This is a genomic window from Shinella sp. HZN7, assembly GCF_001652565.1.
Taxonomy (GTDB): Bacteria; Pseudomonadota; Alphaproteobacteria; order Rhizobiales; family Rhizobiaceae; genus Shinella; species Shinella granuli.
In genome coordinates, this window is sequence record NZ_CP015736.1 from 1,461,250 (window position 1) to 1,482,494 (window position 21,245).

General features: G+C 64.1%; 17 protein-coding genes. 16 read left to right on the forward strand and 1 reads right to left on the reverse strand.

All coding sequences use genetic code 11. From position 1 onward, the window contains the following. The first annotated feature begins 93 nt into the window (after nucleotides 1–93). The 14 genes from nuoG to shn_RS07115 all read left to right on the forward strand — a co-directional run bounded on the left by nuoG (nucleotide 94) and on the right by shn_RS07115 (nucleotide 16,743). Nucleotides 94–2,172, forward strand: coding sequence for an NADH-quinone oxidoreductase subunit NuoG (gene nuoG, locus shn_RS07050; RefSeq protein WP_064329780.1), 2,079 nt, complete (start codon nucleotides 94–96; stop codon nucleotides 2,170–2,172). A gap of 20 nt (nucleotides 2,173–2,192) precedes the next feature. Beyond that, nucleotides 2,193–3,239, forward strand: a complete 1,047-nt coding sequence (gene nuoH / locus shn_RS07055; protein ID WP_064329781.1) for an NADH-quinone oxidoreductase subunit NuoH — start codon at nucleotides 2,193–2,195, stop codon at nucleotides 3,237–3,239. A 33-nt stretch (nucleotides 3,240–3,272) separates the two neighbouring features. Further along, entirely contained in the window at nucleotides 3,273–3,764 is a 492-nt protein-coding gene (gene nuoI / locus shn_RS07060; RefSeq protein WP_023513863.1) for an NADH-quinone oxidoreductase subunit NuoI, read from the forward strand. A gap of 103 nt (nucleotides 3,765–3,867) precedes the next feature. Next, nucleotides 3,868–4,482 (forward strand): NADH-quinone oxidoreductase subunit J, encoded by a 615-nt coding sequence (locus shn_RS07065; protein WP_064329782.1) that lies wholly within the window; start codon nucleotides 3,868–3,870, stop codon nucleotides 4,480–4,482. A gap of 27 nt (nucleotides 4,483–4,509) precedes the next feature. Continuing rightward, a complete protein-coding gene (gene nuoK / locus shn_RS07070) occupies nucleotides 4,510–4,818 on the forward strand; it encodes an NADH-quinone oxidoreductase subunit NuoK (RefSeq protein WP_024270868.1) in 309 nt (102 codons plus the stop codon). A gap of 7 nt (nucleotides 4,819–4,825) precedes the next feature. Then, a complete protein-coding gene (gene nuoL, locus shn_RS07075) occupies nucleotides 4,826–6,823 on the forward strand; it encodes an NADH-quinone oxidoreductase subunit L (protein ID WP_064329783.1) in 1,998 nt (665 codons plus the stop codon). Then, nucleotides 6,823–8,334, forward strand: coding sequence for an NADH-quinone oxidoreductase subunit M (locus shn_RS07080; RefSeq protein WP_064329784.1), 1,512 nt, complete (start codon nucleotides 6,823–6,825; stop codon nucleotides 8,332–8,334). The genes nuoL and shn_RS07080 overlap by 1 nt, the downstream gene beginning before the upstream one ends. A 17-nt stretch (nucleotides 8,335–8,351) precedes the next feature. Then, nucleotides 8,352–9,794: an NADH-quinone oxidoreductase subunit NuoN gene (nuoN, locus tag shn_RS07085; RefSeq protein ID WP_064329785.1), complete on the forward strand. Its 1,443-nt coding sequence runs from the start codon at nucleotides 8,352–8,354 to the stop codon at nucleotides 9,792–9,794. Nucleotides 9,795–9,817: 23 nt separating this feature from the next. Further along, nucleotides 9,818–10,558 (forward strand): biotin--[acetyl-CoA-carboxylase] ligase, encoded by a 741-nt coding sequence (locus tag shn_RS07090; RefSeq protein WP_064329786.1) that lies wholly within the window; start codon nucleotides 9,818–9,820, stop codon nucleotides 10,556–10,558. Nucleotides 10,559–10,573: 15 nt separating this feature from the next. Then, nucleotides 10,574–12,241, forward strand: coding sequence for a ribonuclease J (locus tag shn_RS07095; protein ID WP_064329787.1), 1,668 nt, complete (start codon nucleotides 10,574–10,576; stop codon nucleotides 12,239–12,241). Nucleotides 12,242–12,389: 148 nt separating this feature from the next. Next, a complete protein-coding gene (locus shn_RS07100; protein WP_064329788.1) occupies nucleotides 12,390–12,659 on the forward strand; it encodes a DUF1467 family protein in 270 nt (89 codons plus the stop codon). Between the two features lie 718 nt (nucleotides 12,660–13,377). Further along, nucleotides 13,378–14,706: a proline--tRNA ligase gene (proS, locus tag shn_RS07105; protein WP_064329789.1), complete on the forward strand. Its 1,329-nt coding sequence runs from the start codon at nucleotides 13,378–13,380 to the stop codon at nucleotides 14,704–14,706. A 33-nt stretch (nucleotides 14,707–14,739) separates the two neighbouring features. After that, entirely contained in the window at nucleotides 14,740–16,047 is a 1,308-nt protein-coding gene (locus shn_RS07110) for a lipoprotein-releasing ABC transporter permease subunit (RefSeq protein WP_064329790.1), read from the forward strand. 9 nt (nucleotides 16,048–16,056) lie between these two features. Beyond that, nucleotides 16,057–16,743 (forward strand): ABC transporter ATP-binding protein, encoded by a 687-nt coding sequence (locus tag shn_RS07115; RefSeq protein WP_064329791.1) that lies wholly within the window; start codon nucleotides 16,057–16,059, stop codon nucleotides 16,741–16,743. Between the two features lie 81 nt (nucleotides 16,744–16,824). Here the strand turns inward: shn_RS07115 and shn_RS07120 are convergent, their stop codons facing one another. Beyond that, nucleotides 16,825–17,406: a hypothetical protein gene (locus tag shn_RS07120; RefSeq protein ID WP_064329792.1), complete on the reverse strand. Its 582-nt coding sequence runs from the start codon at nucleotides 17,404–17,406 to the stop codon at nucleotides 16,825–16,827. Nucleotides 17,407–17,497: 91 nt separating this feature from the next. On the opposite strand from shn_RS07120, the gene shn_RS37410 reads away from it, so the two are divergent. Together shn_RS37410 and dnaE are read left to right on the forward strand one after the other, a co-directional pair. Continuing rightward, entirely contained in the window at nucleotides 17,498–17,623 is a 126-nt protein-coding gene (locus shn_RS37410; RefSeq protein WP_256388510.1) for a hypothetical protein, read from the forward strand. Nucleotides 17,624–17,745: 122 nt separating this feature from the next. Beyond that, nucleotides 17,746–21,243, forward strand: coding sequence for a DNA polymerase III subunit alpha (gene dnaE, locus shn_RS07125; RefSeq protein ID WP_064329793.1), 3,498 nt, complete (start codon nucleotides 17,746–17,748; stop codon nucleotides 21,241–21,243). Nucleotides 21,244–21,245 lie beyond the last annotated feature (2 nt).

Sequence of the window (21,245 nt, forward strand, 5' to 3'; positions counted from 1 at the left end):
ACAAGGCCGAAGGGACGGAACCCGGACCTGAGGCTGGACAGAATGGCGCTGGCGAGACGCGGGGTTTTCCCGCGTCAAAAGCGGGATTGAGATATGGCAAAGCTGAAAGTCGACGGAAAAGAAATCGAAGTCCCGGATCACTTCACGCTGCTTCAGGCGTGCGAGGAGGCCGGCGCCGAGGTTCCGCGCTTCTGTTTCCACGAGCGGCTGTCGGTTGCCGGCAACTGCCGCATGTGCCTCGTCGAGGTGAAGGGCGGCCCGCCGAAGCCGGCGGCCTCCTGCGCCATGGGCGTACGGGACCTGCGTCCCGGCCCGAACGGCGAGCCGCCGGAAGTCTTCACGACCACGCCGATGGTCAAGAAGGCGCGCGAAGGCGTGATGGAGTTCCTGCTCATCAACCACCCGCTGGATTGCCCGATCTGCGACCAGGGCGGCGAATGCGACCTGCAGGACCAGGCGATGGCCTTCGGCATCGACTCGTCGCGCTACGCGGAGAACAAGCGCGCGGTCGAGGACAAGTATATCGGTCCGCTCGTCAAGACGATCATGAACCGCTGCATCCACTGCACGCGCTGCGTTCGTTTCACGACGGAAGTGGCCGGAATCACCGAGCTCGGCCTCATCGGCCGCGGCGAGGATGCCGAGATCACCACCTATCTCGAACAGGCGATGACCTCGGAGCTGCAGGGCAACGTGGTCGACCTCTGCCCGGTCGGCGCGCTGACCTCCAAGCCCTTCGCCTTCACGGCCCGCCCGTGGGAGCTGAGCAAGACCGAATCGATCGACGTCATGGACGCCGTCGGCTCGGCCATCCGCGTCGATACCCGCGGCCGCGAGGTGATGCGCATCCTGCCGCGCGTCAACGAGGAGATCAACGAGGAGTGGATCTCCGACAAGACCCGCTTCATCTGGGACGGCCTGAAGACCCAGCGCCTCGACCGCCCCTATGTCCGCAAGGACGGCCGCCTGCAGCCCGCAAGCTGGGCCGAGGCCTTCGGCGCCATCAAGGCCGCCGTCGCCGGCAAGCCGGGCGAGCGCATCGGTGCGATTGCCGGCGACCTCGCCTCGGTCGAGGAGATCTACGCGCTGCGCGAACTGATGACCGCCCTCGGCTCCGTCAATGTCGACTGCCGCCAGGACGGTTCGGTGCTCGACCCGTCGCTCGGCCGCGCCAGCTACCTGTTCAACCCGACCATCGAAGGCATCGAGCAGGCCGATGCGCTGCTCATCGTCGGCGCCAATCCGCGCCTCGAAGCCGCCGTGCTCAACGCCCGCATCCGCAAGCGCTGGCGCATGGACAACTTCCCGATCGGCGTGATCGGCGTCGAGGGCGAGCTGCGCTACGGCTACGAGTATCTCGGCGCCGGCACGGACACGCTCTCCGGCCTCCTCGACGGTTCCGTCAAGTTCGCCGCCAAGCTGAAGAAGGCCGAACGCCCGATGATCATCATCGGCCAGGGCGCGCTGTCGCGTCCCGACGGCCTCGCCGTCCTCTCGACCGTCTCCGCGCTGGCGGAGAAGGTCGGCGCGGTGAAGGCGGACTGGAACGGCCTTGCCGTCCTCCACACCGCAGCCGCGCGTGTCGGCGGCCTCGACCTCGGCTTCGTGCCGGGCGAGGGGGGCAAGACGGCGGCCGACATGCTCACCGGCACCGACGTGCTCTTCCTGCTCGGCGCTGACGAGATGGATTTTTCGAAGAAGACCGCCTTCACGGTCTATATCGGCTCGCACGGCGACAATGCGGCGCATGTCGCCGACGTCATCCTGCCGGGCGCGACCTATACCGAGAAGTCGGGCACCTGGGTCAACACCGAAGGCCGCGTCCAGATGGGCAACCGCGCCGGTTTCGCGCCGGGCGACGCCCGCGAGGACTGGGCGATCCTGCGCGCGCTGTCCGACGTGCTCGGCAGGAAGCTGCCCTTCGATTCGCTCGTCCAGTTGCGCGCGAAGCTCTACGAGGCGCACCCGCATTTCGCTGCGATTGACGAGATTGCTGCGGGTCAAATCGCCGATCTTTCCGCGCTTGCGAAAAAAGGCGGGACGATGGCGAATTCCGGGTTTGCGTCTCCGATCAAAGACTTCTATTTGACGAACCCGATAGCGCGCGCCTCCGCGGTCATGGCCGAGTGCTCGGCGCTTGCCCGCAACAATTTCAAAGCCGCGGCGGAATGAGCGCGAAGGAATAGACGGTAATGGACGCTTTCATTTCGACCTATGTCTGGCCCGGCGTGATCATGGTGGCGCAGTCGTTGCTGCTCCTGGTCGCGCTCCTGGTCTTCATCGCCTACGTGCTTCTCGCAGACCGCAAGATCTGGGCGGCCGTGCAGCTTCGCCGCGGCCCGAACGTCGTCGGCCCCTGGGGTCTCTTCCAGTCCTTCGCCGACCTCCTGAAGTTCGTCTTCAAGGAGCCGGTCATCCCGGCGACGGCCAACAAGGTGATCTTCCTGCTCGCGCCGCTCGTCTCCGTGACGCTGGCGCTCGCCACCTGGGCGGTCGTGCCGCTGAACGACGGCTGGGTGATCGCCAACATCAATGTCGGCATCCTCTACATCTTCGCGATCTCCTCGCTCGAAGTCTACGGCATCATCATGGGCGGCTGGGCTTCGAACTCGAAGTACCCGTTCCTCGGCGCGCTGCGCTCCGCCGCGCAGATGGTCTCCTACGAAGTCTCCATCGGTTTCGTCATCGTCACCGTGCTGCTCTGCGTCGGCTCGCTGAACCTGACGGACATCGTCAATTCGCAGCGCGACGGCCTCGGCACGATGATCGGCCTGCCAGGTTCTTTCCTGGATTGGCACTGGCTGGCGCTGTTCCCGATGTTCGTGGTGTTCTTCATCTCGGCGCTGGCCGAGACGAACCGCCCGCCCTTCGACCTTCCGGAAGCCGAATCCGAACTCGTCGCCGGCTTCATGGTCGAATACGGCTCCACCCCGTACATGATGTTCATGCTCGGTGAATATGCCGCCATCTGCCTGATGTGCGCGCTGACCACGATCCTCTTCCTCGGCGGCTGGCTGCCGCCGGTCGACGTGTGGTTCCTCAACTGGGTCCCGGGCATCATCTGGTTCGTCCTGAAGGCGTCCTTCGTCTTCTTCATGTTCGCGATGGTGAAGGCTTTCGTGCCGCGCTACCGCTACGACCAGCTCATGCGTCTCGGCTGGAAGGTCTTCCTGCCGATCTCGCTCGCCATGGTCGTCATCGTTGCATTCGTGCTGAAGCTCACGGGCTGGTCCGCATGACCGCCCGCGATTTCAGCAGCATTGGAGCTTGAAATGGCTAGTCTTTCGCAAGCCGTAAATTCGCTGTTCCTCAAGGAATTCGTCGGCGCGTTCTTCCTGTCGATGCGCTACTTCTTCCGTCCGAAGGCGACGGTGAACTATCCCTTCGAAAAGGGCCCGGTCTCCCCGCGCTTCCGCGGCGAGCATGCGCTGCGCCGCTACCCCAACGGCGAAGAGCGCTGCATTGCCTGCAAGCTGTGCGAGGCCATCTGTCCGGCTCAGGCCATCACCATCGAGGCCGGCCCCCGCCGCAACGACGGCACGCGCCGCACGGTGCGTTACGATATCGACATGGTGAAGTGCATCTATTGCGGCTTCTGCCAGGAGGCCTGCCCGGTCGACGCCATCGTCGAGGGCCCGAACTTCGAGTTCTCGACGGAAACGCGCGAAGAACTCTACTACGACAAGCAGAAGCTGCTCGAGAACGGCGATCGCTGGGAGCGGGAAATCGCCCGCAACATCGCTATGGATTCGCCTTACCGCTGATTTCGGGCGGAAGGCATAACGAACGTGAAGTGCCTGACGAGCGGTCGTCAGGCTTCGACGGGGCAGGGGGAACCTTCTCCGGGGAAGACGAAAAGGCACCAAAATGGGTCTGCAGGCTCTATTCTTCTATCTGTTCGCCTTCGTGGCGGTGGCGTCCGCCTTCATGGTGATCGCGTCCAGGAACCCGGTCTATTCCGTGCTGTTCCTGATCCTCACCTTCTTCAATTCGGCAGGCCTCTTCCTCCTGACGGGCGCCGAGTTCCTGGCGATGATCCTGCTGGTCGTCTATGTCGGCGCGGTCGCGGTCCTCTTCCTCTTCGTCGTCATGATGCTCGACATCGATTTCGCCGAACTGAGGGCAGGTGCACTGGAATATGCGCCGGTCGGCGCGCTGATCGGCCTGATCCTCGCGATCGAGCTCGTGGTCGTCGTCGGCGGCTCGACGCTCTCGCCGGAAATCGCCAGCAATGCCGCGATGCCGATCCCGCCGGCCGCCGAGCGCCAGAACACGGCCGCCCTCGGCGACGTGCTCTATACGCATTACGCCTACTTCTTCCAGATCGCCGGCCTCGTGCTGCTCGTCGCCATGATCGGCGCGATCGTGCTGACGCTGCGCCACAAGCCGCATATCAAGCGCCAGGATATCCCGACCCAGGTCGCCCGCACGCCGGAGACCGCCGTCGAGATCGTCAAGGTGAAGCCCGGGCAGGGCATCTGAGGCAGCGCGAGACCAAGGAAAAGCATCATGGAAATCGGTATTTCCCACTACCTCACCGTCAGCGCCATCCTCTTCACCCTCGGCGTCTTCGGCATCTTCCTGAACCGGAAGAACGTCATCGTCATCCTGATGTCGATCGAACTCATCCTGCTGTCGGTCAACATCAACATGGTCGCATTCTCGCACTTCCTGAACGACATCGTCGGCCAGGTCTTCGCGCTGTTCATTCTGACCGTCGCGGCTGCGGAAGCGGCCATCGGTCTTGCAATTCTCGTCGTCTTCTACCGCAACCGCGGTTCGATCGCCGTCGAAGACGTCAATATGATGAAGGGCTGATCGGGTCATGGATACCATCATCAAGGCAATCGTCTTCCTTCCGCTGATCGGCTTCCTGATCGCCGGGCTCAGCGGCAATGCCATCGGCGCCAAGGCGTCCGAATATGTCACGTCCGGCTTCATGATCATCGCGGCCGTGCTGTCGTGGATCGTCTTCTTCGACGTCGCCATGGGCGAGACGGAGATGGTCAAGGTCAGCGTGCTGCGCTGGATCCAGTCCGGCGGCCTGGATGTCGAATGGGCGTTCCGCGTCGATACGCTGACGGCCGTCATGCTCGTCGTCGTCAATTCGGTCTCGACGCTCGTGCACGTCTATTCGATCGGCTACATGCATCATGACCCGCATCGGCCGCGCTTCTTCGCCTACCTGTCGCTCTTCACCTTCGCCATGCTCATGCTGGTGACGTCGGACAACCTCCTGCAGATGTTCTTCGGCTGGGAAGGCGTGGGCCTTGCGTCCTACCTCCTCATCGGTTTCTGGTACAAGAAGCCGTCGGCCTGCGCCGCCGCCATGAAGGCCTTCATCGTCAACCGCGTCGGCGACTTCGGCTTCATCCTCGGCATTTCCAGCGTGTTCGTGCTCTTCGGCTCGATCAACCTGGAGACGATCTTCGCAACGGCCGCGACCTACCTGCCGGCCGAGGGCGCCGCGGATGCCGCCGACCCGGTCATCACGCTGTTCGGCATGACGCTCGACAAGTCGCATGCGCTGACCGCCACCTGCCTCCTGCTCTTCATGGGCGCGATGGGCAAGTCGGCGCAGTTCCTGCTGCACACCTGGCTGCCGGACGCCATGGAAGGCCCGACCCCGGTTTCGGCGCTCATCCATGCCGCGACCATGGTCACCGCCGGCGTCTTCCTCGTCGCCCGCATGTCGCCGATCTTCGAACTGTCGCATGACGCCCTCGTGGTCGTCACTCTGGTCGGCGCCATCACCGCCTTCTTCGCGGCGACTGTCGGCCTCGTGCAGAACGACATCAAGCGCGTCATCGCCTATTCGACCTGCTCGCAGCTCGGTTACATGTTCGTCGCGCTCGGCATCGGCGCCTATGGCGCGGCGATCTTCCACCTGTTCACGCACGCCTTCTTCAAGGCGCTGCTGTTCCTCGGCGCGGGCTCCGTGATCCACGCCGTCGACGGCGAGCAGGACATGCGCCACATGGGCGGCCTTCGCAAGCATATCCCCATCACCTTCTGGATGATGACGATCGGCACGCTGGCGCTGACCGGCGTCGGCATTCCGGGCACCGTCATCGGCTTTGCCGGCTTCTTCTCGAAGGATGCGATCATCGAATCGGCCTTCGCCTCGCACAGCCCGGTCGCCGGCTTCGCCTTCGTGCTCCTGGTCGTCGCCGCGCTGTTCACCAGCTTCTACTCCTGGCGCCTGGCCTTCATGACCTTCTTCGGCAAGCCACGCGCCTCGGCCGACGTCATGCATCATGTGCATGAATCGCCGTCCGTCATGCTGGTGCCGCTTTATCTGCTGGCCGCCGGTGCGGTGGTCGCAGGCGTGGTCTTCGTCGAATATTTCTACGGCCACCATTACGACGAATTCTGGCAGGGCGCGCTCTTCACGCTTCCCGAAAACCACCTCGTGCACGAGTTCCACAACGTGCCGCTGTGGGTGAAGTGGAGCCCGTTCGCGGCCATGGCCATCGGCTTCGTCACCGCCTGGTACATGTACATCCGTTCGCCGGAAACGCCGAAATACCTCGCCGAGCAGCATCGCGGCCTTTACCAGTTCCTGCTCAACAAGTGGTACTTCGACGAACTGTACGACTTCATCTTCGTCCGTCCCGCCATGTGGATCGGCAAGTTCCTCTGGAAGAAGGGTGACGGCGCCGTCATCGACGGCCTCGGCCCGAACGGTGTCGCCGCCCGCGTCGTGGACGTCACGGATCGCGTCGTCCGCCTCCAGACCGGTTACCTCTATCACTACGCATTCGCGATGCTGCTCGGTATTGCAGCACTCGTCACCTGGATGATGCTCGGGAGCTCCCTCTGATGACCGATTGGCCCATTCTTTCAGCGGTCACCTTCCTCCCGCTCGTCGGCGTGGCGCTTCTGCTGCTGACCCGTGAGGACAGCCCCTACGGCCGCCGCAACATCCTGAACGTCTCGCTTTTGACGACGGTCTTCACCTTCGTGCTCTCGCTCTTCATCTGGATCGGCTTCGACAATGCGAATCCCGGTTTCCAGATGGTCGAGAAGGCCGAATGGCTCGGCACCGGCATTTCCTACCATCTCGGCGTCGACGGCATCTCCATGCTGTTCGTCATCCTGTCGACCTTCCTGATGCCGTTCTGCGTGCTGGCAAGCTGGCATTCGGTCGAAAAGCGCCTGCGCGAATACATGATCGCCTTCCTGCTCCTGGAAGTGTTCATGGTCGGCGTCTTCGTCTCGCTCGACATCGTGCTCTTCTACGTCTTCTTCGAAGCCGGCCTCATCCCGATGTTCATCATCATCGGCGTGTGGGGCGGCAAGGATCGCGTCTACGCCTCCTACAAGTTCTTCCTCTATACCCTGCTCGGCTCGGTGCTGATGCTGCTCGCCATCATGGCGATGTACTGGCAGGCCGGCACGACCGACATCACTGAACTGCTCGCCTACAACTTCCCGGCCCACATGCAGACCTGGCTGTGGCTCGCCTTCTTCGCCTCCTTCGCGGTGAAGATGCCGATGTGGCCGGTGCACACCTGGCTTCCCGACGCGCACGTCCAGGCGCCGACGGCAGGCTCGGTCATCCTGGCCGGCGTGCTCTTGAAGCTCGGCGGCTACGGTTTCATCCGCTTCTCGCTCGCCATGTTCCCGCTGGCGTCGGACTATTTCGCGCCCTTCGTCTTCGCCCTGTCGGTCATCGCCATCATCTACACCTCGCTGGTGGCGCTGATGCAGGACGACATCAAGAAGCTGATCGCCTATTCGTCGGTCGCCCATATGGGCTACGTCACCATGGGCATCTTCGCGGCGAATGTGCAGGGCCTGCAGGGCGCCATCTTCCAGATGCTCTCGCACGGCATCGTCTCGGGCGCGCTCTTCCTGTGCGTCGGCGTCGTCTATGACCGGCTGCACACCCGCGAGATCGCGGCCTATGGCGGCCTCGTCAACAACATGCCGAAATACGCCGTCGCCTTCATGATCTTCACCATGGCGAATGTCGGCCTTCCGGGCACGTCGGGCTTCGTCGGCGAGTTCATGACGCTGATCGGCGTCTTCCGCGCCAACACCTGGGTCGCGCTCTTCGCCACCACGGGCGTCATCCTCTCGGCCGCCTACGCGCTCTGGCTCTACCGCCGGGTGATCTTCGGTGCGCTGGAGAAGGAAAGCCTGAAGGCGCTGCTCGACCTCGATGTGCGCGAGAAGCTGCTGCTCTACCCGCTCCTGATCCTCACGATCTTCTACGGTGTCTATCCGGCGCCGGTATTCGATGCGACGGCGGCTTCGGTCGACGCGCTGCTCAATAACTACTCCGCGGCTCTGCAGGCGGCGCAATCCGTTGCGCTTTCGGCGAACTGACGACGGGACTCGAAGACATGACCGCTGATACGATCCTTGCCAGCCTTCAACTCTCGACCCCCGAGATCATTCTTGCCGTCGGCGCCCTGGTCCTTCTGATGATCGGCGTGTTCTCCGGCGAGCGCTCGGGCACGACCGTCACCGGGCTCGCCGTCGCGCTGCTCATCATCTCCGGCCTCTGGCTGGTTCTCGCCACGGGCGAGGGCCAGGCCTATGGTGGCGCCTTCGTCTCCGATCCCTTCGCCAAGTTCATGAAGGTGCTGGCGCTGATCGGCTCGATCACCGCCATGGTGATGACGGTCGGCCACGCCCGCTCGGAGCAGCTCGACCGCTTCGAGTTCCCGGTCCTCATCGTGCTGTCGACACTCGGCATGCTGCTGATGATCTCGGCCAACAGCCTTCTGTCGCTCTATCTTGCGCTGGAACTCCAGTCGCTGGCACTTTACGTCGTCGCCGCGATCAACCGCGAGAGCCTGCGCTCGACGGAAGCGGGCCTGAAGTATTTCGTGCTCGGCGCGCTGTCCTCGGGCATGCTGCTCTACGGCATGTCGCTGGTCTACGGCTTCACCGGGCATATCGGCTTCCAGGAGATCGCCGCCGCGCTGACAGCCGAGGGCCGTTCGCTCGGCCTCGTTTTCGGCCTGGTCTTCATCCTCGCCGGCCTTGCCTTCAAGATCTCGGCCGTGCCGTTCCACATGTGGACGCCGGACGTCTATGAGGGCGCGCCGACCCCGGTCACGGCCTTCTTCGCCGCCGCGCCGAAGGTCGCCGCCATGGCCATGCTGGTGCGCATCGTCATCGATGCCTTCGAGCCCGTCGTCGCCGACTGGCAGCAGGTCATCGTCTTCATCTCGATCGCCTCCATGCTGCTCGGCGCGTTTGCCGCCATCGGCCAGCGCAACATCAAGCGCCTGATGGCCTATTCCTCTATCGGCCATATGGGCTATGCGCTGGTCGGCCTTGCCGCCGGCTCCATGGCGGGCGTGCGCGGCGTCGCGCTCTACATGCTCATCTACATGGTCATGACGCTCGGCACCTTCGCGATCATCCTCGCCATGCGCCGCAAGGAAGGCGGCAATGTCGAGGACATCAACGACCTCGCCGGCCTCTCCTCGACCAATCCGTTCATGGCGACCGTGCTGACGATCCTGATGTTCTCGCTCGCCGGCATCCCGCCGATGGCAGGCTTCTTCGCAAAATACTTCGTGTTCATGGCGGCCATCGAGGCGCATCTCTATGCGCTCGCCATCATCGGCGTGCTCGCCTCGGTCGTCGGCGCCTACTACTACCTGCGCATCATCAAGGTGATGTGGTTCGACGAGCCGACGGGTGAATTCGCCCGTACCGCCGGCGAACTGAAGCTGGTCTTCGGTCTCTCCGGCCTGTTTGTCGTCGGCTATGTGCTGATCGGCGGGCCGATCGGCGCGGCTGCCGAAGCCGCCGCCCGGACCTTCTTTTGAGCGGGTCCGGCACGCACCGCCGGATGTCGCTCGACGACTTCCGGCACGAGGCGCTCGCCGATGTGGGCTCGACCAATACGGAATGCCTGGAGCGCGCCCGAAAGGGCGCGCTTTCCGGTCTCTGGATCACGGCGGAGCGGCAGACGGGCGGGCGCGGCCGGCGCGGGCGGGCGTGGTTTTCCGAACCGGGCAACCTCTACGCCTCGCTGCTCCTGATCGATCCGGCGCCGATGGACCGGCTCGGCTCCCTGCCGCTCGCCGTCGCCGTCGCGGTGCAGGACGCGGTGCGCCGCATCATGCCGCTCGATGCGCCCGACGTGCTGATCAAGTGGCCGAACGACATCCTCATCGACCGCCGCAAGGTCTGCGGCATCCTGATCGAAGGCGAGACGCTTCCCGATGGCCGCCATGCGCTGGTCATCGGCTGCGGCATCAATGTCTCGGTGGCGCCCGATGCCGGGCTCTATCCCGTCGCGACGCTGCGTGATTTCGGTGCGTCCGCTTCCCCTGAGGAATTGTTCGCCTATCTCTTCCAGTCGATGGCGGAAACGCTGTCGCTGTGGGACGGCGGACACGGGATTTCGGCCATCATGGAGCGCTGGAAAAGGGTGGCGGGGGGCATCGGGGAAAACATCACGGTCAACCTTCCCGACCGTTCTATTTCCGGGCGCTTTTCCGGAATTGATGATACAGGTCTCCTGAAACTGGAGACGGATGACGGCGGCACGCGGTTGATCGCGGCCGGCGACGTGTTTTTTGGATAGGAATTTTAGAAGCCGATGGCAAAAGAAGACGAACTGGTATTCCTGCCGCTTGGCGGCGTCGGCGAAATCGGCATGAACCTGGCGCTCTACGGCTACGGCCCGAGGAAGAACCGCCAGTGGATCATGGTCGATTGCGGCGTCACCTTTCCGGGGCCGGACCTGCCGGGGGTCGACCTCGTGCTGCCCGATATCCGCTTTCTCGCCAAGGAGCGCGAGAACCTCAAGGGCATCATCATCACCCATGCGCATGAAGACCATTACGGCGCGCTGAACGAGCTGTGGCCGGGCCTCAACGTGCCGGTCTATGCCTCGCCCTTCACCGCCGGCATGCTGGAGGCCAAGCGCGACTACGAGAAGAGCCGCACCGAAATCCCCGTGACGATCTTCAAGCAGGGCGATCGCATCAATGTCGGTCCGTTCGAGATCGAGGCGATCGGCGTCAACCACTCCATTCCCGAGCCGATGTCGCTGGCGATCAAGACGCCGCTCGGCACCGTCGTCCATACCGGCGACTGGAAGATCGACCTCGACCCGTCGCTCGGCCCGCTGACCGACGAGACGCGTTTCCGCAAGCTCGGCGACGAGGGCGTTCTGGCGCTGATCTGCGACAGCACGAACGCGTTGCGCGACGGCGTTTCGCCCTCCGAGCGCGAGGTGTCGGAAAGCCTCACCAGGATCATCGAGGCCGCCGAGGGCCGGGTGGGCATCACGACCTTCTCCTCGAATGTCGGCCGCATCCGCTCCATCGCCCAGGCCGCCGAGGCCGCCGGCCGCGAGGTGCTGCTGCTCGGCAGCTCCATGAAGCGCGTGACGGACGTGGCGCGCGACATCGGCCTGATGGAGGGCCTGAAACCGTTCATCGCGGAAGACGAGTTCGGCTATATCCCGCGCGACAAGGTCGTCGTCATCCTGACCGGCAGCCAGGGCGAGCCGCGGGCCGCGCTCGCCAAGATCGCCCGCGACGAGATGCGCAACGTCGCCTTCACCGACGGCGACACGATCATCTTCTCCTCGCGCGCCATCCCGGGCAACGAGAAGGCGATCAACGATATCAAGAACGGCCTGGTCGAGCAGGGCATCAACGTCATCACCGACAGCGAAGCGCTGGTGCACGTTTCCGGCCACCCGCGCCGCCACGAATTGCAGCAGATGTACGGCTGGACGCGCCCGAAGATGGTCGTGCCCGTGCATGGCGAGGCCACGCATCTCACAGCCCATGCCGAGCTTGCCGAACAGTCCGGCATCGCCGAGGTGCCGCGCGTGCGCAACGGCGATATCCTGAAGCTGGCGCCGGGCGAGCCCGAGGTGATCGACCAGGCCCCCTTCGGCCGCATCTTTAAGGATGGCAACCTCATCGGCGACTATGACGAGATGGGCATCGGCGATCGCCGCAAGCTCGCCTTCGTCGGCCATGTCGCTGTCAGCGTCCTGCTCGACAGCCGCTACGATTTCCAGGGCGACCCCGAAGTGGAGCCCTTCGGCCTGCCGCAGTTCGACGACGAGGGCGAGGACATGGGCGACACGCTCTATGACGCCGTGCTCGGCGCCGTCGAGAGCATCCCGCGCGCGCGCCGCAAGGACCTGGAGATGGTGCGCGAGGCCGTGCGCCGCGCCGTGCGCTCCACCGCGAACGAGATCTGGGGCAAGAAGCCCGTCGTCACCGTCTTCCTGACGAAGGTCTGAGAAGACGGGCGCGGGGACCGTTCGTCCCGCCGCCCACGCGGCGGGGGAGCGGGGCTCTCGGACGGGTGTGACAGCACGCCGCCCTCGCGCCGTTTGAACTTCGCCCGCGACGAGCGTAAAAGTCCCGCTGTCGCACGAGAGGCCGTCCATGCAGATCTTTTCCTACTTCGCCGTCTACTTCATCGTCTGGTGGATGACGCTTTTCGCCGTGCTGCCCTTCGGGCTGAAGACGCAGGCCGAGGCGGAGGAGGTGGTGCCCGGCACGGTGGAAAGCGCGCCGGCGCGCTTCCGTGGCGGCCGCGTGGTGCTGATAACCACGATCGTCTCCGCCATCATCTATGGCATCTGGTATGTCCTGTCGGTGCGCCTCGGCTACGGCATCGATTCCATCCCGCAATTCATGCCGGATTTCAAATAGGCGCCTGCCACAAAGGTTAACGCGCCATTCAGCGCCGCAGGCAAGCCATTCCATCTCTCCCGGGCCGCGCTGGAAAAGTCTTCCCCTGACCCTACCTCCGATTTTCCTGGAAAGAGCCGGCGGAACTGCCGCGCTGACGTCGAGTCACGCGCTCTCGGAGGGTTTTGCATTACGTTGGGTGAGGCGGAGTGTCGCGGAGACCGCGCGGTGTGCGTCTTTGACGCATGGACCTGGCGAGCAAATTTGCTAGAGGGGGAGGCGTTGCGGGCAAAAAGCAAAAAAAAACAAGGCTGAAAGCCTTGTTTTACAGGTATCGCGTGATCTTTATCCGTTGTGCGGTGGCAGCGTCTGCGCGCGCCAAAGATCTGATCCTCCCAAGACTTGACCGCGAAAATGGCAAGAATTTGCACTTCCTGCCTGTTTTGTGGCTAGAAACTAGCCCAAACGTTAGGCGTTGTCATCCGCTTTTTTTGCATTTTTGCTACAGTGGAATAAAATTTTTCCATTGACAAGGCGCGCGCAATTTCTGTTATTGGCGGCCCCTTTTTTCTGCCACATTTCATCGGGCCGCGCAGGCGGTGGACAGCGCATCGAGTCGGCACCCCGCCGCGGCCTGCCGGGTTTCCTTCCTGTGGCGAAGCGTTTATGAACGCATCAAAATCAACGTCATTTTGCCCGATTCCCGAAATAGGGCGGATCAGTCACTCCGGAACCCGATATGCGCCTTTCCCGCTTCTTCCTGCCTATCCTCAAGGAAAACCCCAAGGAGGCCGAGATCGTCTCCCACCGGCTCATGCTGCGTGCGGGCATGATCAAGCAGCAGTCCCAGGGCATCTACACCTGGCTGCCGCTCGGCAAGCGGGTGCTCGACAAGGTGAACGCCATCATCCGCGAGGAGCAGAACCGCTCCGGCGCCGTCGAGCTTCTGATGCCGACGCTGCAGTCCGCCGAGCTCTGGCAGGAAAGCGGCCGTTACGACGCGTATGGCAAGGAGATGCTGCGCATCAAGGACCGGCAGGAGCGTCCGATGCTCTACGGCCCCACCAACGAGGAGATGATCACCGACGTCTTCCGCTCGTTCGTGAAATCCTACAAGGACCTGCCGCTCAACCTCTACCATATCCAGCTGAAGTTCCGTGACGAGATCCGCCCGCGCTTCGGCACAATGCGCTCGCGCGAATTCCTGATGAAGGACGCCTATTCCTTCGATCTCGACCGCGAGGGCGCCGAGCATGCCTATAACCGCATGTTCGCAGCGTATCTGCGCACCTTCTCGCGCATGGGCCTGCGCGCCATTCCGATGCGTGCCGACACCGGCCCGATCGGCGGCAATCTCAGCCACGAATTCATCATCCTCGCCGATACCGGCGAGTCGGAAGTCTTCTGCCACAAGGACTTCCTGAACTTCGACGTCCCCGGCGAAGACACCAACTTCGAGGACGTCGCGGGCCTCAAGGCGATCTTCGACAAGTGGACCTCGCGCTACGCCGCGACCTCGGAAATGCACGACGCCCCCGCCTTCGAGGCGATCGCGGAAGGCGAGCGCCTGTCCGCCCGCGGCATCGAGGTCGGCCACATCTTCTATTTCGGCACGAAATATTCCGAAGCCATGGGCGCCAAGGTACAGGGCCCGGACGGCAAGGAGCATACCGTGCATATGGGCTCCTACGGCATCGGCCCGACGCGCCTCGTGCCGGCGATCATCGAAGCCTCGCATGACGAGAACGGCATCATCTGGCCGAAGGCCGTCGCGCCCTTCGAGGCGATCGTCATCAACATGAAATCGGGCGACGCCGCCTGCGACGCGGCCTGCGAACAGATCTACGGCGCGCTGCTGAAGGCTGGCATCGACGTGCTCTACGACGACAAGGACGAGCGCGCCGGCGCGAAGTTCGCGACCGCCGACCTCATCGGCGCGCCGGTGCAGGTCATCGCGGGTCCGCGCGGCATCGCGAATGGCGAGGTCGAGATCAAGGACCGCAAGACCGGCGAGCGCGAGACGCTGACCATCGAGGCGGCGATCAACCGCCTGACATCCGGCAACTGATGCCCGCAGGCGCAGGCGGCAACGGGAGGAACCATGGCTGACGCAGCGAACGGTGCATCTGCAACCGGGGCGCAGGCCTTCAACAAGAACCGCCCGTTCTCCGCCTTCGAGCGGATGGTCGCCTGGCGCTACCTGCGCTCCCGGCGCAAGGAAGCCTTCATCTCGGTGATTGCCGGCTTCTCCTTCATCGGCATCATGCTGGGCGTCGCGACGCTCATCATCGTCATGGCCGTCATGAACGGGTTCCGCACCGAGCTGATCTCGCGCATCCTCGGCATCAACGGCCACATGATCGTCCAGCCGATCGATACGCCGCTGAACAACTACTCCCAGCTTGCCGAGCGCCTGTCGGCGGTTCCGGGTGTGACCACGGCGATCCCGCTCGTCGAGGGCCAGACGCTCGCCTCCGGCACGGCGGGCGCCGGCACCGGCGCGCTGGTGCGTGGCGTGCGCGCCGACGACCTTGCCAAGATGAAGGCCGTCTCCGACAATATCAAGGAAGGCGACCTCGTCGGGTTCGCCTCCGGCAGCGGCGTTGCCATCGGCTCGCGCATGGCCGAACAGCTCGGCCTCAGCGCCGGCGGCCAGATCACGCTCGTCGCGCCGGAAGGGGACGTGACGCCGCTCGGCGTCAATCCGCGCGTGAAGACCTACACGGTCTCCGCCATCTTCGAGATCGGAATGTCGGAATATGACGCGTCGATCATCTACATGCCGCTCGAAGAGGCGCAGCTCTATTTTAACGCCGAAGGCATCGTGCAGTCGATCGAGCTCTTCGTCGCCAATCCCGATGATGTCGACAATCTGCGCCAGCCGATCGAGGCGGCGGCCGAACGGCAGATCTTCATCACCGACTGGCGCCAGCGCAACCGCACCTTCTTTTCGGCCCTGCAGGTCGAGCGCAACGTCATGTTCATGATCCTGACGCTGATCGTGCTCGTCGCCGCGCTCAACATCATCTCCGGCCTCATCATGCTGGTGAAGGACAAGGGCAGTGACATCGCGATCCTGCGCACCATGGGGGCGACGTCCGGCGCGATCATGCGCATCTTCTTCATGACGGGCGCGGCGATCGGCACGGTGGGCACCTTCGCGGGCGTGCTGCTCGGCGTCGTCGTCTGCCTCAATGTCGAATCGATCCGCCAGTTCTTCTCCTGGATCTCGGGCACGACGCTGTTCAATCCGGAACTCTATTTCCTCAGCCAACTGCCGGCCGACATGAATGCCGGCGAGACGGTCTCGGTCATCGTCATGGCGCTGGCGCTCTCCTTCCTCGCGACGATCTTCCCCGCCTGGCGTGCCTCCAAGCTCGATCCGGTCCAGGCCCTGCGGTACGAATAGGATAAACGCATGAATGCGCGCGTCGCTCTGGAACTGAAGGGCATCGAACGGCACTACGGCCAGGGAGAGACCCTGCTGTCGATCCTGAAAGGGGCCGACTTCACGCTGAAGAGCGGCGAGACGGTCGCGCTCGTCGCCCCCTCGGGCACCGGCAAGTCGACGCTGCTGCACATCGCCGGCCTTCTGGAAAAGCCCGATGCCGGCGAGGTTTTCGTCAACGGCCATTCCTGCGCGAGGCTGCCCGACGACCAGCGCACCGCAATCCGCCGCGGCGAGATCGGCTTCGTCTACCAGTTCCATCACCTCCTGCCGGAATTCAGCGCGCTGGAAAACATCATGATGCCGCAGCTCATCGGCGGCCTTTCCAAGGCGGAGGCGCGCGAGCGGGCCGCCCAGCTGCTCGACTATATGCGCATCGGCCACCGCGCCGACCACCGGCCGTCGGAACTCTCCGGCGGCGAGCAGCAGCGCGTCGCCATCGCCCGGGCCGTCGCCAATGCGCCGCTCCTGCTTCTCGCCGACGAGCCGACCGGCAACCTCGATCCGGAGACGGCCGGCTACGTCTTCGAGGCGCTGGAAGCGCTCGCCCGCCAGTCCGGCCTAGCCGCGCTGATCGCCACCCACAACCATGAGCTTGCCGGCCTGATGGATCGCCGCGTGACGATCGAGGACGGCCTCGTGCGCGAGCTTGCCTAAAGAGCAAGTGCGAAGCGGTTTTGCGTCCGGAATTGCGTTGGAATAAAGGGGTGGAGCGTCTTCGCGATTCGCGGAAACGCTCTAGTTGTCCAGCCCGCAGATCGAGCGCGCAATCTCGTCCTTCCAGTCCTTCAGCAGCACGAACTGCGCCTTGCCGCTGATCGGCTGGCCAAGCGCCTTGCCCTTGCCGGTCAGCACGTTGAGGTCGCATTCGCTTCCCCCGTCCGGGTTGAGCGTATCGTAGGACGAGAAGGTATAGCCTGCGACGATGAAATCGAAATTGCGGTAGGCGACGGTCAGCGTCTGGCGCCAGCGGTCCCGGCCGATCGATTCGTTCTTCGTCACCAGCGTGAAGGAACCGTTGGAAAGCGCCGCCAGCTCCGGCTCCTGGCCGGCCATGATGGGCAGGCTGCCCCAAACGGAGTTCGGCAGGGAAAGCACCAGCGCCAGCCGGCCTTCCTCCGGTTTGGCGAGATAGACATAAAGCCCGCTGTTTTCGCCGCTGTCCTCGTCCGCCGTCGCGATGATGGCGAGATCCGCCGTGCCGTCCTTGTTCCAGTCGCCGCTCGCCATCGCCATGATGCGCTCGGCCGGAAAGTCCGCAGCCCCCGCCGCAGCGGGCAGGGCGGCAGACAGCAGAAGGGCGGCAATCAACGACTTCATCTTTTTTCCTCCGTTTGATCGAGGCGACCTTATTGCGCCCGGCCGCGCCGGTCCAGAGGGCCTGTGGAAAGCGGTTGACACGAGAACAAGAATGGAACAAAATGGAAACATAAAAGGAAAGGGAGCCACAATGACCGATTTTCTTCGTGATCTTGCTGCATTCACCTCCATGGCCATGTTCGTCGCCAGCTTCTCCGTCATCCTCTTCGGCATCTGACAGGATCGCCTCCGTCCGGCGGGCGCTGCATGCGTGGAAAGCGGGTGCAACGCCAAGAACGGTCTGGACGGGAGGGGTGCGAATCCGCTTAAGCTTCCGGCCTTGATCGGAAGGACGATGCCATGGCGGATGCAGCTCAGAAGACGGATGACGGGATAGGCGCGCAGACACCGCAATTCGTGCACCTGCGCGTGCATTCGGCCTTCTCGCTGCTCGAAGGTGCCCTGCCGATCAAGAAGATCATCGGCAAGGCGACCTCCGACCAGCAGCCGGCGATCGCGATCACCGACACGAACAATCTGTTCGCGGCGCTCGAATTCTCGCAGAAGGCGGTCGGCGAGGGGATCCAGCCGCTGATCGGCTGCCAATTGTCGATCGACATGGAAGACGAGGGAGAGGGCGAGCGGCGCGGCGGACAGGCCCAGCTCGCGAAGCTGCCGTCGATCGTGCTTCTGGCGGCGACGGATGCCGGTTATGCCCGGCTCGTCGCGCTCGTTAGCCGCGCCTATCTCGGCGGCGAGGGCAACCAGGCGATCCACATCGCCTATAGCTGGCTGGTGGAAGAGGGCACGGAGGGACTGATCGCGCTTTCCGGCGCGAGTGGTGGCCCGGTCGACATGGCCTTCCTTGCCGGCCAGCCGGCAATGGCGCTGGCGCGGCTTCAGGCGCTGAAAAAGGTCTTCGGCGACCGGCTCTATATCGAGCTGCAACGCCATGGCCGCTACGACAGGCAGCACGAGCGGCGCATGGTCGAGCTTGCCTATGCTGAGGACGTGCCGCTGGTCGCGACCAACGAGCCGTTCTTCCCGGCGCCTGATGACTACGATGCCCATGACGCGCTGATGGCGGTGGCGCACAATGCGATGGTGTCGGACGACAACCGCTTCCGCCTGTCGCCGGACCACTATCTCAAGAGCCGCAAGGACATGGCGAAGCTCTTCGCCGACCTGCCGGAGGCGCTGGAGAACACGGTGGAGATCGCGCGGCGCTGCTCCTTCGTGCTGAAGACGCGCGGGCCGATCCTGCCGCGCTTCACCGGCGCGACGGACGATCCGGAGGAGGCGGAGCGGGCGGAGGCCGCGGAGCTGCGCCGGCAGTCCGTGGAGGGGCTGGAAAGCCGCATGAAGCTGCTCGGCCTGACGCCGGGCTATACGGAACAGGATTACCGCGAGCGGCTGGATTTCGAGCTCAGCGTCATCGAGCGCATGAAGTTCCCCGGCTACTTCCTGATCGTTGCCGACTTCATCAAATGGGCCAAGCAGCACAACATCCCGGTCGGCCCGGGCCGCGGCTCCGGTGCGGGTTCGCTCGTCGCGTACGCGCTGACCATCACCGACGTCGACCCGCTGCGCTTCTCGCTGCTCTTCGAACGCTTCCTCAATCCCGAACGCGTCTCGATGCCGGACTTCGACATCGACTTCTGCCAGGACCGCCGCGAAGAGGTGATCCGCTACGTGCAGCAGAAATACGGCCGCGAGCAGGTGGCGCAGATCATCACCTTCGGTTCACTCCAGGCCCGCGCGGCGCTGCGCGACGTCGGGCGCGTGCTCGAAATGCCCTATGGCCAGGTCGACAAGATCTGCAAGCTGGTGCCGAACAACCCGGCCAACCCGACGCCGCTCTACAAGGCGATCGAGGAGGAGCCGAAACTGCAGGAGGAGGCGGAGAAGGAGCCGGTCGTCGCGCGCCTGCTCGATATCGCCCAGAAGATCGAGGGCCTCTACCGCCACGCCTCCACGCACGCCGCCGGCATCGTGATCGGCGACCGGCCGCTCTCGCAGCTCGTGCCGATGTACCGCGATCCGCGTTCCGACATGCCGGTCACCCAGTTCAACATGAAATGGGTCGAGCAGGCCGGCCTCGTCAAGTTCGACTTTCTCGGCCTGAAGACGCTCACCGTGCTGAAGACGGCGGTCGACTTCATCCGCAAGCGGGGCATCGAGGTGAAGCTCGAAAGCCTGCCGCTCGACGACCAGCTCACTTACGAGATGCTGTCGCGCGGCGAGACGGTCGGCGTGTTCCAGGTGGAAAGCGCGGGCATGCGCAAGGCGCTGATCGGCATGCGGCCGGACTGCATCGAGGACATCATCGCGCTGGTGGCGCTCTACCGCCCCGGCCCGATGGAGAACATCCCGGTCTACAATGCCCGCAAGCACGGCGAGGAGGAGATCGAATCGATCCACCCGATGATCGACCATCTCCTCAAGGAGACGCAGGGCGTCATCGTCTACCAGGAACAGGTGATGCAGATCGCCCAGGTCCTGTCCGGCTATTCGCTCGGCGAAGCCGACCTCCTGCGCCGCGCCATGGGCAAGAAGATCAAGGAGGAGATGGACAAGCAGCGCGCCCGCTTCGTCGACGGCGCCGTCAGGAACGGCGTGTCGAAGCCGCAGTCCGACCTGATCTTCGATCTGCTCGCCAAGTTCGCGAACTACGGCTTCAACAAGTCGCACGCCGCCGCCTACGCCATCGTCTCCTACCAGACGGCCTATCTGAAGGCGCATTACCCGGTCGAGTTCCTCGCCGCGTCGATGACCTACGATATGTCCAACACCGACAAGCTGAACGATTTCCGGCAGGATGCCGGACGGCTCGGCATCGATGTCATCCCGCCCTCGGTGCAGACCTCGTTCGCCCATTTCGAGACGGGCGAGAACCGCATCTACTATGCGCTTGCCGCCATCAAGGGCGTCGGCGGGGCCGCGGTGCAGCATATCGTCGACGTGCGCGGCACGGCGCCGTTCAGGAGCCTGGAAGATTTCTGCGCGCGCATCGATCCGAAATTCGTCAACCGCCGCGTCTTCGAGAGCCTGATCGTCGCCGGCGCCTTCGATTGCTTCGGCCATGACCGCGCCGCGATGATCGCCGGCCTCGACCGGCTGCTCGGCGCCGCCCAGCGCGCGCAGGAGAACAAGACGAGCGGGCAGGGCGATATCTTCGGCATGGGCGCGGCGACGGGGCCGGAGGTCATCACGCTCCCCGCCTACACGCCCTGGCTCGCCTCGGAAAAGCTGCACCGCGAGTTCCAGGTGCTCGGCTTCTACCTGTCGGCCCACCCGCTCGACACCTATGCGCCGATCCTCTCCAAGATGCGCGTGCAGACCTTCGGCGATTTTTCCGCCGCGGTGAAGCGCGGTGCGACTGCCGGCCGCCTCGCCGGCACGGTGACCTCCAAGCAGGAGCGCAAGACGCGCACCGGCAACAAGATGGGCATCGTCGCCTTCTCCGATTCGTCCGGCCAGTTCGAGGCGGTGCTGTTCTCCGAAATGCTGAACCAGTATCGCGACCTCCTGGAGCCCGGCAAATCGCTGGTCATGACGGTGCAGGCGGAAGAGCGGCCGGAGGGCATCGGCCTGCGCATCCAGACGCTGCGCTCGCTCGAGGAGGAATCGCTGCAGACCCAGAAGGCGCTGCGCGTCTATGTGCGCGACAGCGGCCCGCTGCGCTCCATCGCCGCCCATCTCAACACCAAGGGCGACGGCCTCGTCTCCTTCATTGTGATCAAGGACAACGGCCAGCGGGAGATCGAGGTGGAACTCGGCGAGCGCTTCCGCATCTCCTCCGAAATCGCCGCCGCCATGCGCTCCACGCCGGGCGTGCTGGACGTGGAGCTGGTCTGAGG

What these genes read in the sequence shown, in the direction of transcription:
- nuoG (WP_064329780.1), top strand. Translation starts at nt 94, where the DNA reads ATGGCAAAGCTGAAAGTCGACGGAAAAGAAATCGAAGTCCCGGATCAC.
- nuoH (WP_064329781.1), top strand. Translation starts at nt 2,193, where the DNA reads ATGGACGCTTTCATTTCGACCTATGTCTGGCCCGGCGTGATCATGGTG.
- nuoI (WP_023513863.1), top strand. Translation starts at nt 3,273, where the DNA reads ATGGCTAGTCTTTCGCAAGCCGTAAATTCGCTGTTCCTCAAGGAATTC.
- shn_RS07065 (WP_064329782.1), top strand. Translation starts at nt 3,868, where the DNA reads ATGGGTCTGCAGGCTCTATTCTTCTATCTGTTCGCCTTCGTGGCGGTG.
- nuoK (WP_024270868.1), top strand. Translation starts at nt 4,510, where the DNA reads ATGGAAATCGGTATTTCCCACTACCTCACCGTCAGCGCCATCCTCTTC.
- nuoL (WP_064329783.1), top strand. Translation starts at nt 4,826, where the DNA reads ATGGATACCATCATCAAGGCAATCGTCTTCCTTCCGCTGATCGGCTTC.
- shn_RS07080 (WP_064329784.1), top strand. Translation starts at nt 6,823, where the DNA reads ATGACCGATTGGCCCATTCTTTCAGCGGTCACCTTCCTCCCGCTCGTC.
- nuoN (WP_064329785.1), top strand. Translation starts at nt 8,352, where the DNA reads ATGACCGCTGATACGATCCTTGCCAGCCTTCAACTCTCGACCCCCGAG.
- shn_RS07090 (WP_064329786.1), top strand. Translation starts at nt 9,818, where the DNA reads ATGTCGCTCGACGACTTCCGGCACGAGGCGCTCGCCGATGTGGGCTCG.
- shn_RS07095 (WP_064329787.1), top strand. Translation starts at nt 10,574, where the DNA reads ATGGCAAAAGAAGACGAACTGGTATTCCTGCCGCTTGGCGGCGTCGGC.
- shn_RS07100 (WP_064329788.1), top strand. Translation starts at nt 12,390, where the DNA reads ATGCAGATCTTTTCCTACTTCGCCGTCTACTTCATCGTCTGGTGGATG.
- proS (WP_064329789.1), top strand. Translation starts at nt 13,378, where the DNA reads ATGCGCCTTTCCCGCTTCTTCCTGCCTATCCTCAAGGAAAACCCCAAG.
- shn_RS07110 (WP_064329790.1), top strand. Translation starts at nt 14,740, where the DNA reads ATGGCTGACGCAGCGAACGGTGCATCTGCAACCGGGGCGCAGGCCTTC.
- shn_RS07115 (WP_064329791.1), top strand. Translation starts at nt 16,057, where the DNA reads ATGAATGCGCGCGTCGCTCTGGAACTGAAGGGCATCGAACGGCACTAC.
- shn_RS07120 (WP_064329792.1), bottom strand. Translation starts at nt 17,406, where the DNA reads ATGAAGTCGTTGATTGCCGCCCTTCTGCTGTCTGCCGCCCTGCCCGCT.
- shn_RS37410 (WP_256388510.1), top strand. Translation starts at nt 17,498, where the DNA reads ATGGAACAAAATGGAAACATAAAAGGAAAGGGAGCCACAATGACCGAT.
- dnaE (WP_064329793.1), top strand. Translation starts at nt 17,746, where the DNA reads ATGGCGGATGCAGCTCAGAAGACGGATGACGGGATAGGCGCGCAGACA.